At 56.5% G+C, this 13,712-nt stretch carries 12 protein-coding genes; 8 read left to right on the top strand and 4 right to left on the bottom strand.

From position 1 onward, the window contains the following. Positions 1–73 precede the first annotated feature (73 nt). Positions 74–1,999 (top strand): histidine kinase, encoded by a 1,926-nt coding sequence (locus E1J53_RS08520; RefSeq protein WP_173021408.1) that lies wholly within the window; start codon positions 74–76, stop codon positions 1,997–1,999. Between the two features lie 87 nt (positions 2,000–2,086). Continuing rightward, a complete protein-coding gene (locus tag E1J53_RS08515; RefSeq protein ID WP_173021407.1) occupies positions 2,087–2,833 on the top strand; it encodes a LytTR family DNA-binding domain-containing protein in 747 nt (248 codons plus the stop codon). Positions 2,834–2,900: 67 nt separating this feature from the next. Here E1J53_RS08515 and E1J53_RS08510 read toward each other — a convergent pair whose 3' ends face one another. Together E1J53_RS08510 and E1J53_RS08505 are read right to left on the bottom strand one after the other, a co-directional pair. Next, on the bottom strand, positions 2,901–3,110 hold the full coding sequence (locus tag E1J53_RS08510) for a hypothetical protein (RefSeq protein ID WP_134272511.1): 210 nt from the start codon (positions 3,108–3,110) through the stop codon (positions 2,901–2,903). A gap of 267 nt (positions 3,111–3,377) precedes the next feature. Further along, positions 3,378–4,088, bottom strand: a complete 711-nt coding sequence (locus E1J53_RS08505; RefSeq protein ID WP_134272510.1) for an HAD family hydrolase — start codon at positions 4,086–4,088, stop codon at positions 3,378–3,380. A gap of 108 nt (positions 4,089–4,196) precedes the next feature. On the opposite strand from E1J53_RS08505, the gene E1J53_RS08500 reads away from it, so the two are divergent. After that, on the top strand, positions 4,197–4,538 hold the full coding sequence (locus tag E1J53_RS08500; RefSeq protein ID WP_134272509.1) for a hypothetical protein: 342 nt from the start codon (positions 4,197–4,199) through the stop codon (positions 4,536–4,538). A gap of 8 nt (positions 4,539–4,546) precedes the next feature. On the opposite strand, the gene E1J53_RS08495 is transcribed toward E1J53_RS08500, so the two are convergent. After that, positions 4,547–5,614 (bottom strand): thioredoxin-like domain-containing protein, encoded by a 1,068-nt coding sequence (locus E1J53_RS08495; RefSeq protein ID WP_134272508.1) that lies wholly within the window; start codon positions 5,612–5,614, stop codon positions 4,547–4,549. A gap of 282 nt (positions 5,615–5,896) precedes the next feature. On the opposite strand from E1J53_RS08495, the gene E1J53_RS08490 reads away from it, so the two are divergent. The 5 genes from E1J53_RS08490 to E1J53_RS08470 all read left to right on the top strand — a co-directional run bounded on the left by E1J53_RS08490 (position 5,897) and on the right by E1J53_RS08470 (position 12,241). After that, positions 5,897–6,541, top strand: coding sequence for a hypothetical protein (locus tag E1J53_RS08490; protein WP_134272507.1), 645 nt, complete (start codon positions 5,897–5,899; stop codon positions 6,539–6,541). Between the two features lie 249 nt (positions 6,542–6,790). Continuing rightward, on the top strand, positions 6,791–8,473 hold the full coding sequence (gene ilvD / locus E1J53_RS08485; RefSeq protein WP_134272506.1) for a dihydroxy-acid dehydratase: 1,683 nt from the start codon (positions 6,791–6,793) through the stop codon (positions 8,471–8,473). A gap of 107 nt (positions 8,474–8,580) precedes the next feature. Beyond that, positions 8,581–10,335 carry a biosynthetic-type acetolactate synthase large subunit gene (gene ilvB / locus E1J53_RS08480; RefSeq protein ID WP_134272505.1) on the top strand — a complete coding sequence of 585 codons (1,755 nt, stop codon included), beginning with the start codon at positions 8,581–8,583 and terminating at the stop codon, positions 10,333–10,335. A 30-nt stretch (positions 10,336–10,365) separates the two neighbouring features. Next, positions 10,366–10,908: an acetolactate synthase small subunit gene (gene ilvN / locus E1J53_RS08475; RefSeq protein WP_134272504.1), complete on the top strand. Its 543-nt coding sequence runs from the start codon at positions 10,366–10,368 to the stop codon at positions 10,906–10,908. 139 nt (positions 10,909–11,047) lie between these two features. After that, positions 11,048–12,241 (top strand): hypothetical protein, encoded by a 1,194-nt coding sequence (locus E1J53_RS08470; protein WP_134272503.1) that lies wholly within the window; start codon positions 11,048–11,050, stop codon positions 12,239–12,241. Between the two features lie 3 nt (positions 12,242–12,244). Here the strand turns inward: E1J53_RS08470 and E1J53_RS08465 are convergent, their stop codons facing one another. After that, a complete protein-coding gene (locus tag E1J53_RS08465) occupies positions 12,245–13,711 on the bottom strand; it encodes a DUF1501 domain-containing protein (RefSeq protein WP_134272502.1) in 1,467 nt (488 codons plus the stop codon). Position 13,712 lies beyond the last annotated feature (1 nt).

The raw sequence follows: 13,712 nt of genomic DNA, 5'->3' as shown, positions 1-13,712 counted from the left end.
ACTACTACGGGTGGCATGCGCGGCGGTCGTAAATTGATTGATGTATGAGGGGCCGTCAGAAATTGCGAAGAGCATGAAAGCTGGATTTATGGTGTTGTTTCTGATCGGTTGTGTATCGACCGTAAGGGGGCAGGAGATGGACGTTCGGGCAACCCTGGATAGCCTGCAGCGGGTTTACCTCATCCAAACGGACGTTCGGGAAAGGGGGTTTACGGCGGATAAGCTCTCGGAGTTCCACTTCCGGAACGCTAACTACGACAGCTGCAGGTTCTACGCGATGGAAACGTTGCGGTTGGGCCGGATGATCGGTCACGATACCCTGATCGGGCACGGGTTTCGGAGTTTGTCCATCATCGACCGGCGGGAGGGGGCCTTTGATGCTTCGCTGGCCGATTCTGATTCTGCCGCCATTTACTACCGGGCGGCGGGTCACCTGATGGGTGAACTGGTGATTCTTTCTAACCTGGGCTACCAGTTGTCCTCGGCGGGAAGGTGTGGAGAAGCCATTGAAGCATTGGCGTTGGCCGACTCTTTGATGGCCAAAAACAATACCAACCTGATGAACCGGGTGAAGTCACGAAACACTTACTGTGCTACCCTCGGTGATTGTGGGCAATACGACTTGATTCCCCGACTGGCCAAGGAGTTCCTTGATGAGGTGAGGGAAGAAAAGTGGTACCGTCTGGAGGCCAGCTTGTATAACCGGCTCATCATTGCTTACCGCAACTTGGGGGAACTGGACAGCGCCCTGGTCTACGTCAACCGCATGAGCCCGGTGCTGAAGTACACCCAGTCCAAGGCGCTGAACTCTTCTTTTTACACCAACGCCGCATCCGTGTACCACGACCTGGGAGATCTGGACCGTGCCGCAGAATTACTGAACCTTGGCATTGCGTCCGCCCGGAAACAGGGGTTGGAAGATTCCGAGAATTTCAAGGAAATGAACCTGGGCATCATTGAGAGTGAGCGGGGCAACTTCACCGAAAGCGTGCAACTCATTGAGGATGCCCTCCCGTACTTTGAAAAGCGGGCCGATGCCGGTAAGTTGATGGAGGCCTACGCGGCCTTGTCTAGAAGCTATGCGGGGCTGGACCGGTATCAGGAGGCCTATGAATTCGCCAGTCGGTCCTACGTGATTCAGGACAGCCTGCAGGAACGTCGGCAGGCCGAGCGGGTAGAGGAAATGGCCGCCAAACTGGAAGCGAACCGGGCCTGGCGGGAGTATACCCTCGCCCAAATGGAACTGGACAGGGAGAAACGTGCGGCCCGCACCCGGCAGCGGCTTACCCTGGGAGGCTTTGGTACTCTGATGATTGCTTCGCTGGGGGGGACGCTGATCGTGCGGGCGAGAAGAAAACGCAAGCATCTCGAATACGCCAAGCGGCAGGCCGAACTTCGCTACAACCTGCTACGGGCACAGATGAACCCGCACTTTATCTTTAATTCCCTCAACGCGATTCAGAGCTTTTTCTCTTCCCGGAAGTTTGCGCAGGGAAACGAGTATCTGGGGGCCTTCAGCCAGCTGGTCCGGCGGGTGCTGGAGCAAACGGGCCAGAAGAGGATCAGTCTGGCCGAGGAACTGGAAACGCTGGAACTGTACCTGCGGCTGGAGCAGCAGCGACTGGGTACGGGACTGCAGTTCGCCTTCCGGCTCACGGAGGAGGTGGAACCCGATCTGGTCCGCGTACCCCCTTTGATTCTTCAACCCTTCGTAGAGAATGCGATCTGGCACGGTATTGCCCCCTCAAAAAGACCGGGGAAAATCGACATCTGCGTAGATTACGATGAAGATCTGGATGCGCTGGTCTGCCTGATAGAAGATGATGGCTTAGGGATGTCGGGGGGACCTCCCCAGCAGGAGGGGCACCGCTCCCGGGGAGTAGAAATCACCCGCGAACGGCTGGGCGATAAGGGCAGGGTAAACATCCGGAACCGCAAAGACATTGACCTGGCCCAGACGGGGGTACGTACCGAGTTGGTCATTCCGCTCTGGGAGTAGGCCAGGGGGTAAGGGAATCTTTGTCCGCACGATATAGTAAGGGGAGCATTACTGAATGACCGTAGACACTTTAACCAAAACATGACCATGGGCACCATCCGCACGGTATTGATTGAAGATGAAGCCAGCGCCCGCCAACTGCTGGCCAGTTTATTGATGGACATGGAATTTCCCCTACAAATCGTGGGGGAGGCCGACGACGTGTCGGGAGGAGTGGCGCTCATCAGGAAAGAAAGGCCAGAGCTGATCTTTCTGGACATCAACCTCCGGGGCGGAACCGCCTTTGATTTGCTGAACCAATTGCCCGACCTGGAAGCGGAGGTGATTTTTGCTACCGCCTACGATCAGTACGCCATCCGGGCGTTCGATTTTGCGGCCCTGGGCTATTTGCTGAAACCCCTGCGTATCTCAGAGCTGCGCGAAGCCGTTCAGCGCTTCGCCAGACGACGGGAAGCCACGGCACCTGCGGACCATCGCCTCAAAACTTTTCTCACCAACCAGCAAGGAAAGCAATCGCGGCTGGTGGTGCCCGATCTGAGCGGCTTTCGGGTGCTCTCCCTGTCACAAATTATCTTCCTTCGCGGGGAGATTAACTACACCCGCTTTTTTCTGGATGACGGAACGGAATTGTTGACCAGCAAAACCCTGAAGGAATATGAGCGCTTACTGGATGGCTCCGGTTTTTGCCGCATTCATCAGTCCTACCTGATCAACCTCACGCACGTTAAATCCTACCAGCGGGGCGAGGGTGGGGTAGTCTGCCTGGCGCAGGGGCACCATCTCGACGTCAGCCGTCGGCGGAAGGCAGAATTTATGCGGTACTTCGTAGGGTGAAATAAAATGACCCGCCCCCGGTACTTCGGGGACAGGCCATTTTCTCTGTTCGGTTAAGGTTGCTGGTCTAAATCGCCATCAAACCCAGGATCAGGCTAACGATGAGTACCGCACCCGTGAGGGCGGCAGCTACTTCGGCGCGACGGGCGCGGGGAAGGGCACTGCGACGAGCGCGAAAACGCATGCCGGCAGGGCCATTTGCGCCGGCGGAAAGCCGGAGTTGGGCGGGAGTGATTTTGGTGTTGCGACCTAAGTCAATGTTCTGGGATGCACGCATATTTCAACGTTTTTGGGGTGCCGGAAGGCCCGGCAATAATCAAATTCAATCCGTGCAAGTTGGAGTACCTCCGTTTTGCGCCGCAAAGATCGGGGTAATTTTCATATCAAACAATAGTTTGCGAAATAATTATTGGTACGGGCTCCTTGATTGGCCGTGTTGAAAAATTATGTTCTGAATTTTATCGGTTTAAATTGCTTTATCCCTGAATTTGCCCGGATTCAGGATAATCGTTGGAAGAAGGAAAGAACGGACTAATAACATTTTTTAGGTCGGGTGAATTTGCCCGGATTCAGACGCCTTTTTCCGCAGAATTTCCAGGAAGCTATCCTGATTCTGAAAGTCGGTAATCACCGTGTCCGCTCCGGCCTGGTGGAGCACGTGGTGGTCGCCCTGTCGGCGGATGCCGATGAGCGGGATTTTCATGGCCCGTGTGGTGCTCACGTCCCAGATGGCGTCGCCAATGTACACGACCCGCTGCACGTCGTGTTCGGCACTTGCGCGATCGATGGCGGTCTGTAGGATGGTCTCCCGGCGGAAATGACCGTTGGCGTATCCGGCGTAGGGTGGATTTTCGGGGATGCCGACGTGGGCCAATTTGATGGAGGCCGGCGTTTTCCAGCCACCCGTAGCAATCCCCGTGACGAGGTCATCTTCTTCGGCAAGCCGCCGCCAGAGGGCGGCTGCGCCGGGAACTTCCCGAAAGTCCTCGGGAGCGGACACCCGCTGTCGTTGTAAATTGGCCACGTAATCGTCTTCGAAAACCTGGCGTTCCTCCTCTGAGGGATAGCGCCCAAAGTGATCATGGAAGGCCGTCCGGAAAATTACGTGGTCGGTTACCGAGGGAAAGCGCGTCCAGTCAATGGTGGGGAACTCCCGTCCGAAAATCCGCTCATAACTTGTGGCAAATGACTGACTGTCTACCTTGTTGGAATAGAGTAGGGTGCCGTCGATGTCGAAGAGCACAAAGGTCTTCATGGGGTTGTTTTGGGGAGGTCAGTATTTGCTCAATCGGGAGGAATGGGTGATCTCCCGTAGCTTAGGCAAGCTAAATATGCTTACTCGCTTAAACCATTCCAAATGGAAATGTTGACCGTTCTTGCATTTTTAATCAGTCCTGCCTTTGCTACGGTGCAATTGTTCATCAGCATCTACGCCCAGAAAAAGAAGAAGAATACTGGAAGCAATCTGATGGTAGTGGGCTCCCTATTGATGCTCGTACACGCCTCCATAACTTCCTACCTTTCTTATTCTGCTCCCCTTGGACCCGCCGAGGACACCGACCGTGGATTCTACCTGGAGATAATGGCCTATACGTCGGTCGCCTCCATGGTGGGGCGTATCCTTTTCCTGGTGGGACTTACCTTGTTCATTCAGTCAATCGTCAGCGGAGAAAGGAATTGGAAAGTACTTGACCGCGAGGATTAGGCAATGGGTTATTGCCCCCTTTTCGGGGCATCGGCCACCGCTTCGAGGGTTTTTCGCAAGGCGTCGTAATTATTGAAGATACCCATCACCCGGCCGCGGCGGTTGAGCAGGAAGTAGGTGGGGTACACGAGAATACCCAGTTTATCGGAGTTAAGTTTATTGTCCTCGGCTACTTCCATAAAACTGATCCAGGGAATGTCTCTTTCCCGTAGGTAGTTGTTCCATACCGTTTGATCGGCCGGTGCGCAGACGCCGATGAAGGGTACGCCTTTGGGGAAGACCTCCGCCTCTCGTTCCGCCGCCATGCGCTGGTGATCGACGTCGGAGGAGGGACTGTTCAGGCTCCAGAAATACAGCACCGTGTAGGGAGTATTGGGTAAGGGTTGGTTTACGGGGTTTCCGCCCCGGTCAATGAGGTTAAACGAATTGAGCTTGACCGATTTATTGTAGGTTACCAGATTGATCCGCGCCAGCAGTGGTTTATAGTAGGGGTGTCGCCTTAGCCAACCCGGCTGGTCGTAGAGGGCATTGCGTAAAGACATCATCTTACGGTAATCATTCGGCCACACTTCAAGGCACATTCTCACGAAGGGGGCGGACACCAATTCGTAAGCGTAGTTGGATGCTAGCGTGAGCAGGTCATAAAAGCCATCGCCCGAGGTAATGTCTTCCCGGGCATTAAATTCCCGGGTGACGGCAAGGACCCAGTCATCCAGGGTAGAACCCCGGATGGAGTCAATCATGGTTCGGCCGGAATCGACGGAAAGAAATACTCTTGCCTTGCCTTCGTCCACCCAGCATTCCACGGTTCCGAGGTAATTACCTTCGGCGTAGGTATTGATGAGCAATTTATCGGAGGGCACGTACACCGGGACGGTCAGGGTAGCGGAGTCACCGGGAAAGGCGAGCGCCCTTGCTGAATTTGGCAGGGTGCTGTTCACGGTAACGCTGTCGATGAGAATTCCCGTCTCTCCCTTAATCAGGGTGAGTCGATAGTTTTTCTGACCGGAAAGCACCGCAGCGATACTGAGGAAAAGAAAAAAGAAAGCAGTTCGGTATTGGTTGATGGTCGGCATAAGGGAGAAGATAGGAACCCCTCCGAAATCAGTACCTCTTCGGGGCGGACTTAACGTGTCTTTAACCAGTCGTCGTCGGCTATGTTTTGCTTTTTGGGGTTTTCCGCCACGGAGAATCCATTATGCCCAATCAATTTCGAAGTGAACGCTGGTGGTATTCGTGGTGTATTCTGGGGAGCGTGCCGTAAAACGACCCACCGAAAGTACCGCAGACAACGGTCAAAAAAATCCTTGCCGGGCAATTCTCTTTGCGGGCTTCCGTTGACCCTTAAAATGATCTTTATGCGCTTCCCATTACTCGTCCTGCTGCTGTGTACGGGACTTTTCGCTAAGGCCCAGTTTGGGGTGTCTTCCTTTTATAATTTGAATCAGACCGTCTGGTCCGGACCGGCAGATCAGTTGACGGATGCTGAGCTCCTGGATAATGGCATTGAGTTCGCGGCCCACTACTGGTTTCGCCTTCCCCAGAAACGGGTAGAATTTCAACCAACCCTTTATTACGCCGCCGCCAATACCGCCCTTGCCGACGGCCGGTACGGTGAGTATGGTTTCCAGTTCAAAACCAATATTTACCTCTTCGATTTCGGAACCGACTGTGATTGCCCGACCTTCGGTAAACAGGGACCCCAGTTGCAGAAGGGTTTCTTTGTGCAGCTGAGTCCGGGTTACGCATTTTACCGATGGGATAATGGGCTGAACGTGGAAAATACGAGTGCCTTTACCTTCGGTGGTGGCGTGGGCATTGATTTTGGTATCAGCAACCTGCTCACCCTTACGCCCCTGGTTTCCGCCAGGTACGGCACGGGGCCATTCGTGGATTTTCGGTTTACCGACGTAAACGGGGAACCCGTTGATGGGAGTCCCAAATCCCTGGCGTATCAACTTGGCTTACAGGCTACTTTCCGTCTGGACAAGCGACGTTATTGAGGTTTTGCCGTCGTAAATGCCCCTGAAGTGGGCTTTTATCAGTAGCCATGAGCTGGGTACATTAGTGAAGTTAATGGTACATCCTATGTCTCAGTTACTGGTAATTGTGGTGCTTATTGTGCTGGTGGTGGGTGAGCCCATCAACTCACGGAAAGCTGCATAATTTGCCATCAACTCGAAAAAGCCGCTTTCCAGCCCGGAAAGCGGCTTTTTTGCTTTATCCCCTCCCAAAAAAGTTCAACAGATCACATGTCGAATCCCCTGAATAAATACAGTAAAAACGTAACGAGCAACCCCGAGCAACCCGCCGCCCGGGCGATGTTGTACGCCACCGGGTTGAGCGATGAGGATATGGAGAAGGCCCAGATCGGGGTGGTCTCCACGGGCTGGGAAGGCAATCCCTGTAATATGCACCTGAACGGGTTGGCCGAAGGGGTCAAGGCCGGCATCAACGAACAGGACGACATCCTCGGCCTGATCTACCACACCATTGGCGTGAGCGACGGCATCAGCATGGGGACGGCCGGGATGCGGTATTCCCTACCCAGCCGCGACGTGATTGCCGACAGCATCGAGACGGTGGCCGGAGCCCAGTGGTACGACGGACTGGTAACCGTAGTGGGTTGCGATAAAAATATGCCCGGAGCCATGATTGCCCTGGCGCGCCTGAACCGGCCCTCGCTGTTGCTCTTTGGGGGCACGATCAGCCCCGGCTGCTACGAAGACCAGAAGCTGGACATCGTTTCCGCCTTTGAGGTGCTTGGGAAGTACCGCACGGGGCAGGTGGATGAAAAAACCTACCGTGGCGTGATTCGCCACGCCTGCCCGGGCTCGGGCGCCTGCGGAGGTATGTATACGGCGAACACCATGGCCACGGCCATCGAAGCAATGGGCATGGCCCTGCCCTACAACAGTTCCATCCCCGCGAACCATCCGGACAAACAGGCTGACGTTAAGCGGGTGGGGGAATACATGAAAAACCTGCTGGTTAAGGACCTGAAGCCGCTGGATATCCTCACCCGGAAATCCTTCGAGAACGCCATGGTCACCCTCATCGCCCTGGGGGGCAGCACCAACGCCGTGCTCCACCTGCTGGCGATGAGTCACGCCGCCGGACTGGACATCACCATCGATGACTTCCAGCGCATCAGTGACCGCGTACCCTTCATCGCGGACCTCAAACCGAGTGGTAAGTACGTCATGGAAGATCTCTACTACGCGGGGGGTGTCCCCGGCGTGATGAAGTTGCTGCTGGACAACGGTTACCTCCACGGAGACTGCATGACGGTCACCGGTAAAACACTGGCCGAGAACCTGGCCGAAGTGCCTCCCCTGCGGGAGGAGCAGGACATCATCAAGCCCTTTGATCAGCCCATAAAGCCAACCGGTCACCTGCGGATTCTTTACGGCAATCTGTCCCCGGAAGGGTCGGTGGCGAAGATCACCGGAAAGGAGGGTACCCAGTTCATGGGGCCGGCGCGGGTGTTCAACTCAGAGGTGGAGGCCAACGCCGCTATTGGTGCAAAAACCATTAAGGAGGGCGAGGTAATCGTCATTCGTTATTGTGGTCCGAAGGGTGGACCCGGCATGCCCGAAATGCTCAAGCCCACCAGCGAGATCATGGGGCAGGGATTGGGCAAGAAAGTCGCCCTGATCACCGACGGTCGCTTCAGCGGCGGCACCCACGGTTTTGTGGTGGGACACATCAGTCCGGAGGCCCAGGTCGGTGGACTGCTGGCCCTGCTCGAAGACGGAGACATCATCCGGATCGATGCGGAGGCCAACGTGCTGGAGGCCGAACTCGATGAGGCGACCATTGCCGAGCGGCGGGCCCGCTGGGAAGCGCCACCGCTCAACGCCAGTTTTGGCATTTTGAAGAAATACGCAAAATCGGTAAGCAGCGCTTCCCTGGGCTGTGTGACCGATTTGTAGAAATAAAGATGAATTAGCCGAAGGAGCCCCGGCAGAGCACGAGGGTCCCGACCTTTTGTCGCGGACGCAGGTGCAAGCTCCCCGGTAACGCAAAATGTACGTTAATCATGGCCACCAATACTACCACTTCCGCCACCATCAATGGTCAGGCTCCCAAAACGGTAAGAATGAACGGAGCACGCGCCGTACTGGAATGCCTCATCGCCGAGGGCGTCGATACTATTTTCGGCTACCCCGGAGGTGCCATTATGCCCGTCTATGACGCACTGGTGGACGTGGAAGACAAGATTACCCACATCCTCCCGCGTCACGAACAGGGGGCCATTCACGCCGCCGAGGGCTACGCCAGAATCAGGCGTAAAACCGGGGTCTGCATGGCTACCAGTGGACCCGGAGCCACGAACCTCCTCACCGGACTGTGCGACGCCCAACTGGATTCCCTTCCCCTGGTGGCCATCACCGGGCAGGTGCCCAGCTTCCTGCTGGGCAGTGATGCTTTTCAGGAAACGGACGTGGTGAACTGTACTATTCCGGTGACCAAATGGAACTACCAGATCACCGATCCGGAAGAAATCGCCTGGGTTTTCAAGAAGGCCTTTTTTATCGCCAACAGCGGTCGGCCCGGACCGGTCGTTATCGACATCACCAAAGACGCTCAGCTGGCGGAAGTCGATTTCCGGTACCCGGAGAAGCTGAAGATTCGGAGCTATTCTCCCTACAATAAGCCCAAGAAGGCCCAACTGACGGCCGCGGCGAACCTCATCAACGGCGCCGAGCGCCCGATGATCCTCGCCGGACACGGTATCCACATCGCCCACGCCCAGGAGGTCTTTCGGCAGTTCGTGGACAAAACCGGTATCCCCGTCGGAGCCACCTGCCACGGGCTTTCGGCCCTGCCCAACGACCATCCGCTCTTCACCGGTATGCTCGGGATGCACGGTAACTACGGGCCGAACCTCCTGCAAAACGAAGCGGACGTCATCATCGCCATTGGGATGCGCTTCGACGATCGCGTAACGGGTAACCTGTCCAAATACCTCCCCGACAGTAAGGTGGTCCACATCGAGATCGACCCGGCAGAAATCAATAAAAACGTGAAGGCGGAGGCACCGGTGCTGGGTGACGCCCGGGACGTCCTCGAAGCCCTGCTCCCCATGGTGACGGAAAAGCGCCACCCGGAGTGGGCCGAGCGATTCCGGGAGTGCCGTCGGATCGAAGAAGACCGGGTCATCCGGGAGGCATTACTGCCAACCGCCGAGGGGGAAATCCGGATGGGACAAGTCATCCGGGAGGTGTCTGACCAAACCGACGGGCAGGCCATCGTGGCCACCGACGTGGGGCAGCACCAGATGATGGCCGCCCGGTATTACGAGTACAAAGGTCATGATCAGTGGGTGAGTTCCGGCGGAGCCGGAACCATGGGCTACGGACTCCCAGCTGCCTTTGGTGCCAAGTACGCCGATCCCGCACGGGAAACGGTCGCCTTCATCGGCGACGGAGGTTTTCAAATGACCCTTCAGGAACTCGGCCTCTGCGCCCAGTGGCACGTTGGCGTCAAAATCGTATTGCTGGATAATAATTTCCTCGGCATGGTGCGGCAGTGGCAGCAGCTCTTCCACGAAAGGCGCTACAGCTCGGTAGAACTCCAGAATCCTGATTTTGTGACCATCGCCCGGGGCTTCGGGGTGGCCGGTGAATCCATCCGTGACCCGAAAGATATTGCACCTGCCGTGGCCAGAATGTTGGCCCATGACGGCCCGTACCTCCTGCACGTGCACGTGGCCAAGGAAGACAATGTATTCCCCATGGTACCCAGCGGAAAGGGCGTCCATGAGGTCATCCTCTCGCCCGAAGACCTGTAATCGATCTCGGATCTCAAAAAATTTAGGACCATGACTACCGCCACGCAAGCCTACACCATCACGGTGTTCACCGAAGACCAGACCGGACTGCTCTCCCGGGTAGTGGGGATTTTTAATCGCCGGAATATCAATATCGACAGCCTCACCACCAGCGCCAGTAGTGATGAAAGCATTCATCGCTTCACCATCGTGGTCCAGGTTAGCCACGACATGGTGGAAAAGCTGATCGCCCAGCTCGATAAGCAGGTTGACGTGCTCAAAGCCTTTTATTACGAGGAGAAGGATATCGTCTTCCAGGAAATTGCGCTTTACAAGGTTCCCACGGAAGCCTTCAACAACGGTAGTACCGTGGAGCAAATTATCCGGAAGCACAATGCACGCGTGCTGTTGATCGAGAAAGAATTCGTGGTAATTGAGAAAACGGGACACGAATCCGAAACGGGAGCCTTACTGCAGGAACTAAAAACCTACGGCATTTACGAGTTCGTGCGCTCCGGGCGGGTCGCCATCGTAAAACCGATGGAACGCCTCAATAACTACCTGCAGGAATTGGCGGCGAAGGAAACTGTGTAGTCAGCCAAAGTGGTTGAGGAGGGCTTCCTTCTCGGAGAAATGGTGATGGACGGATCTTAACACTTCTTAAGTTCTTTTATACTTTTGGTAGGCATCTCCGGTCTGGCGTGCTCGTACTTTTGAGTATAAACCCACTATTATGAAACAGTTACCAATCACCTCCCTGATCTGCTTTCTGGCCGTCGTTTTTCTGACGCTGCCTTCCTGCACCTCAGTGCAGGATTTGGTGGAGTCTGGTAACTACGAACAGACCATTGACGTAGCCCAGCGTCGCCTTACCGGAAAGCAAAAGAAAAACCCAAAATTAGTCGCTGCCCTGGAGCAGGCCTTTAACCGGGTCACGGCAGAAGACATGGCCCGTGCCCGCAGAATTGCGGAAAGTGGAAACGCCGACTGGCCCCAGGTGTTCGGCATCTATGAGCGCATTCAGCGTCGTCAGGACGCCCTGCGTCCACTCCTGCCGCTGGTGGACAAGCGGGGGCGCCAGGCCGAATTTCGCTTCGCCAACGTCGATGACCTGATGGTGCGGGCCAGCGAAAACGCTGCGGCTCAAATCTATGAGGATGCCCTGCGCCTGCTGGCCGAAGGTCGTAACGGCAATAAGGCCGCCGCCCGGGACGCCGTCATGCAGTTTGAACGGATTGACCGTTACCGCCGCAACTACCGTGATGCCTACGCGCTGGCCGCCGAGGCCGAAGAACTTGGCCGCGTGTTCGTCATCGTCAGTATGGTCAACGAAACCGGCGGTTACCTGCCCCGTGGTTTTGAAGATGAGTTGCTCCGCGTACGTACCAGCGGTATGAACGACCGGTGGAGGGTGTACGATTTCACCCCCCGTCGCGACCGTGACTACGACTACAACGCCCGCATCGTCATCCACGACATCCAGGTGAGCCCCGAACGCGTCAGTGAGCGCAACTACATCGACGAGAAGGAAATCACCGACGGCGAAGAATACGTGCTCGATGAAAACGGCAACGTGGCCAAGGATACCCTGGGCAACGACATCACCCGGCCGCGCCAGGTTGTCGTGCGGGCCGAAGTGACTGAAGTCCTTCAGACCAAAACGGCCATCGTGACGGGTAGTCTGGTACTGTACGATAATCGCCTCCGGCGCATCGTCGACGAAGACCAGCTTACCGCGGAAGCCATCTTCGAAAACTACGCCAGTACTTTCCGGGGAGATCGCCGGGCCCTCAGCAGCGACACCCGCCGCAGAATCGGGAACCGTCCCATTCCCTTCCCGAGTAATGAGGCCCTGATCCTGGACGCCGCTTCGGTGCTGAAACCCAAACTTCAGGAACGGTTGGCCAACAGCTACCGGGTGATATAGTCATCAACCAACGATGGCTTCCGCCACCTGACCACTGACGTCCGTAAGGCGGAAGTCCCGCCCCTGAAAGGGATAGGTAAAGCGCTCGTGTTGTAAGCCGAGCAAGTGTAAAATAGTCGCCTGTACGTCGTGAACGTGCAGGCGATTTTTTACGCCCCGGTATCCGATGTCGTCCGTTTCCCCGTAGCTGACTCCGGGTTTGACGCCCCCGCCCGCCATCCACATGGTAAAGGCTTCCCCGTGGTGATCCCGACCGAAGAAGGGCATCGTTACTCCTCCACGATTTTCCTGCATTGGGGTACGGCCAAATTCTCCTCCCCAGACCACGAGGGTGTCCTCCAGCAGTCCCCGCTGCTTGAGGTCAAGGATCAGGGCCGTGATCGGACGGTCAATTTTCTTACAGCGCTCCACCAGTCCGTGCCGGAGGCTCGTGTCCCGGTTGGTGCCGTGATCGTCCCAGCCCCAGTTGTACAGTTGGACGAAGCGGACGCCGGATTCCACCAGGCGTCGGGCCAGGAGACAATCATTGGCGAAGGAGGCTCTGCCGGGCTCCGTGCCGTAGAGTTCGTGGATGTAGTCGGGCTCCTTACTGATGTCCATAACCTCGGGGACGGAAGTCTGCATCCGAAAGGCCATCTCGTACTGGGCGATCCGGGTCAGGGTTTCCGGATCCCCGAGCTGTTCGTACTGGGCGCGGTTAATGGCGTTGATGGTCTCAATGCTTTCCCGGCGCAGGTTCCGGGATATCCCGTCCGGATCCTGCAGGTACAATACCGGGTCGCCTTCCGTCCGGCACTGTACACCCTGGTGGATGGAGGGCAGAAAACCGCTTCCCCAAAGCTTCTTGCCCGCACTCGGGATTTGTCCGCCCGACGCCAGGACGATGAAGCCCGGTAGGTTGTCGTTCTCGGACCCCAGACCGTAGGTCACCCAGGAGCCCATGGAAGGCCGCCCGACGCGCGGACTTCCGGTCTGAAACAAAAGCTGGGCGGGTGCATGGTTAAACTCCTCGGTGTGCACGGCCTTGAGGAAGGCTACCTCGTCTACCACCTGTTGAAAATGCGGTAACAAATCACTGACCCAGGCGCCACTCTGTCCGTACTGCCCGAAGGTGGCCTGGGGGCCCAGCATCTTGGGGGTTCCCTGAATGAACGCAAAGCGTTTTCCGTCCAGCAGGGAGGGCGGACAATCCTGCCCGTGTAATTTGGCCAGGGTGGGTTTGTAATCGAAGAGTTCTAGCTGGGAAGGTGCCCCGGCCATGTGGAGGTAGATGACCCGACGCGCCCGGGGCGCAAACCGGTATGCCTGCGCAAGGGAGGCGGCCGTGGAGGAAGATGGTGGTGTTTTGGTTCCGCAACCCATCAGGGTGCCCAGCGCCAGTCCCCCCATCCCCAGTAGGCCCTGCCGCAGGAACAGCCGGCGGGTATTGAGGGCCGCCCGACGAATTTGTGCTTCACTTTGGTGGTCCATG

Source organism: Lewinella sp. W8, from assembly GCF_004375085.3.
Lineage (GTDB): Bacteria > Bacteroidota > Bacteroidia > Chitinophagales > Saprospiraceae > Neolewinella.
Note: the sequence above shows the minus strand (reverse complement) of the source record. Positions and strands in the feature narration are given on the sequence as shown.

Coding starts and splice junctions, on each gene's coding strand:
- E1J53_RS08500 (WP_134272509.1), top strand. CDS start 4,197: ATGTTGACCGTTCTTGCATTTTTAATCAGTCCTGCCTTTGCTACGGTG.
- E1J53_RS08520 (WP_173021408.1), top strand. CDS start 74: ATGAAAGCTGGATTTATGGTGTTGTTTCTGATCGGTTGTGTATCGACC.
- E1J53_RS08515 (WP_173021407.1), top strand. CDS start 2,087: ATGGGCACCATCCGCACGGTATTGATTGAAGATGAAGCCAGCGCCCGC.
- E1J53_RS08490 (WP_134272507.1), top strand. CDS start 5,897: ATGCGCTTCCCATTACTCGTCCTGCTGCTGTGTACGGGACTTTTCGCT.
- E1J53_RS08505 (WP_134272510.1), bottom strand. CDS start 4,088: ATGAAGACCTTTGTGCTCTTCGACATCGACGGCACCCTACTCTATTCC.
- ilvB (WP_134272505.1), top strand. CDS start 8,581: ATGGCCACCAATACTACCACTTCCGCCACCATCAATGGTCAGGCTCCC.
- E1J53_RS08510 (WP_134272511.1), bottom strand. CDS start 3,110: ATGCGTGCATCCCAGAACATTGACTTAGGTCGCAACACCAAAATCACT.
- E1J53_RS08465 (WP_134272502.1), bottom strand. CDS start 13,711: ATGGACCACCAAAGTGAAGCACAAATTCGTCGGGCGGCCCTCAATACC.
- ilvD (WP_134272506.1), top strand. CDS start 6,791: ATGTCGAATCCCCTGAATAAATACAGTAAAAACGTAACGAGCAACCCC.
- E1J53_RS08470 (WP_134272503.1), top strand. CDS start 11,048: ATGAAACAGTTACCAATCACCTCCCTGATCTGCTTTCTGGCCGTCGTT.
- E1J53_RS08495 (WP_134272508.1), bottom strand. CDS start 5,614: ATGCCGACCATCAACCAATACCGAACTGCTTTCTTTTTTCTTTTCCTC.
- ilvN (WP_134272504.1), top strand. CDS start 10,366: ATGACTACCGCCACGCAAGCCTACACCATCACGGTGTTCACCGAAGAC.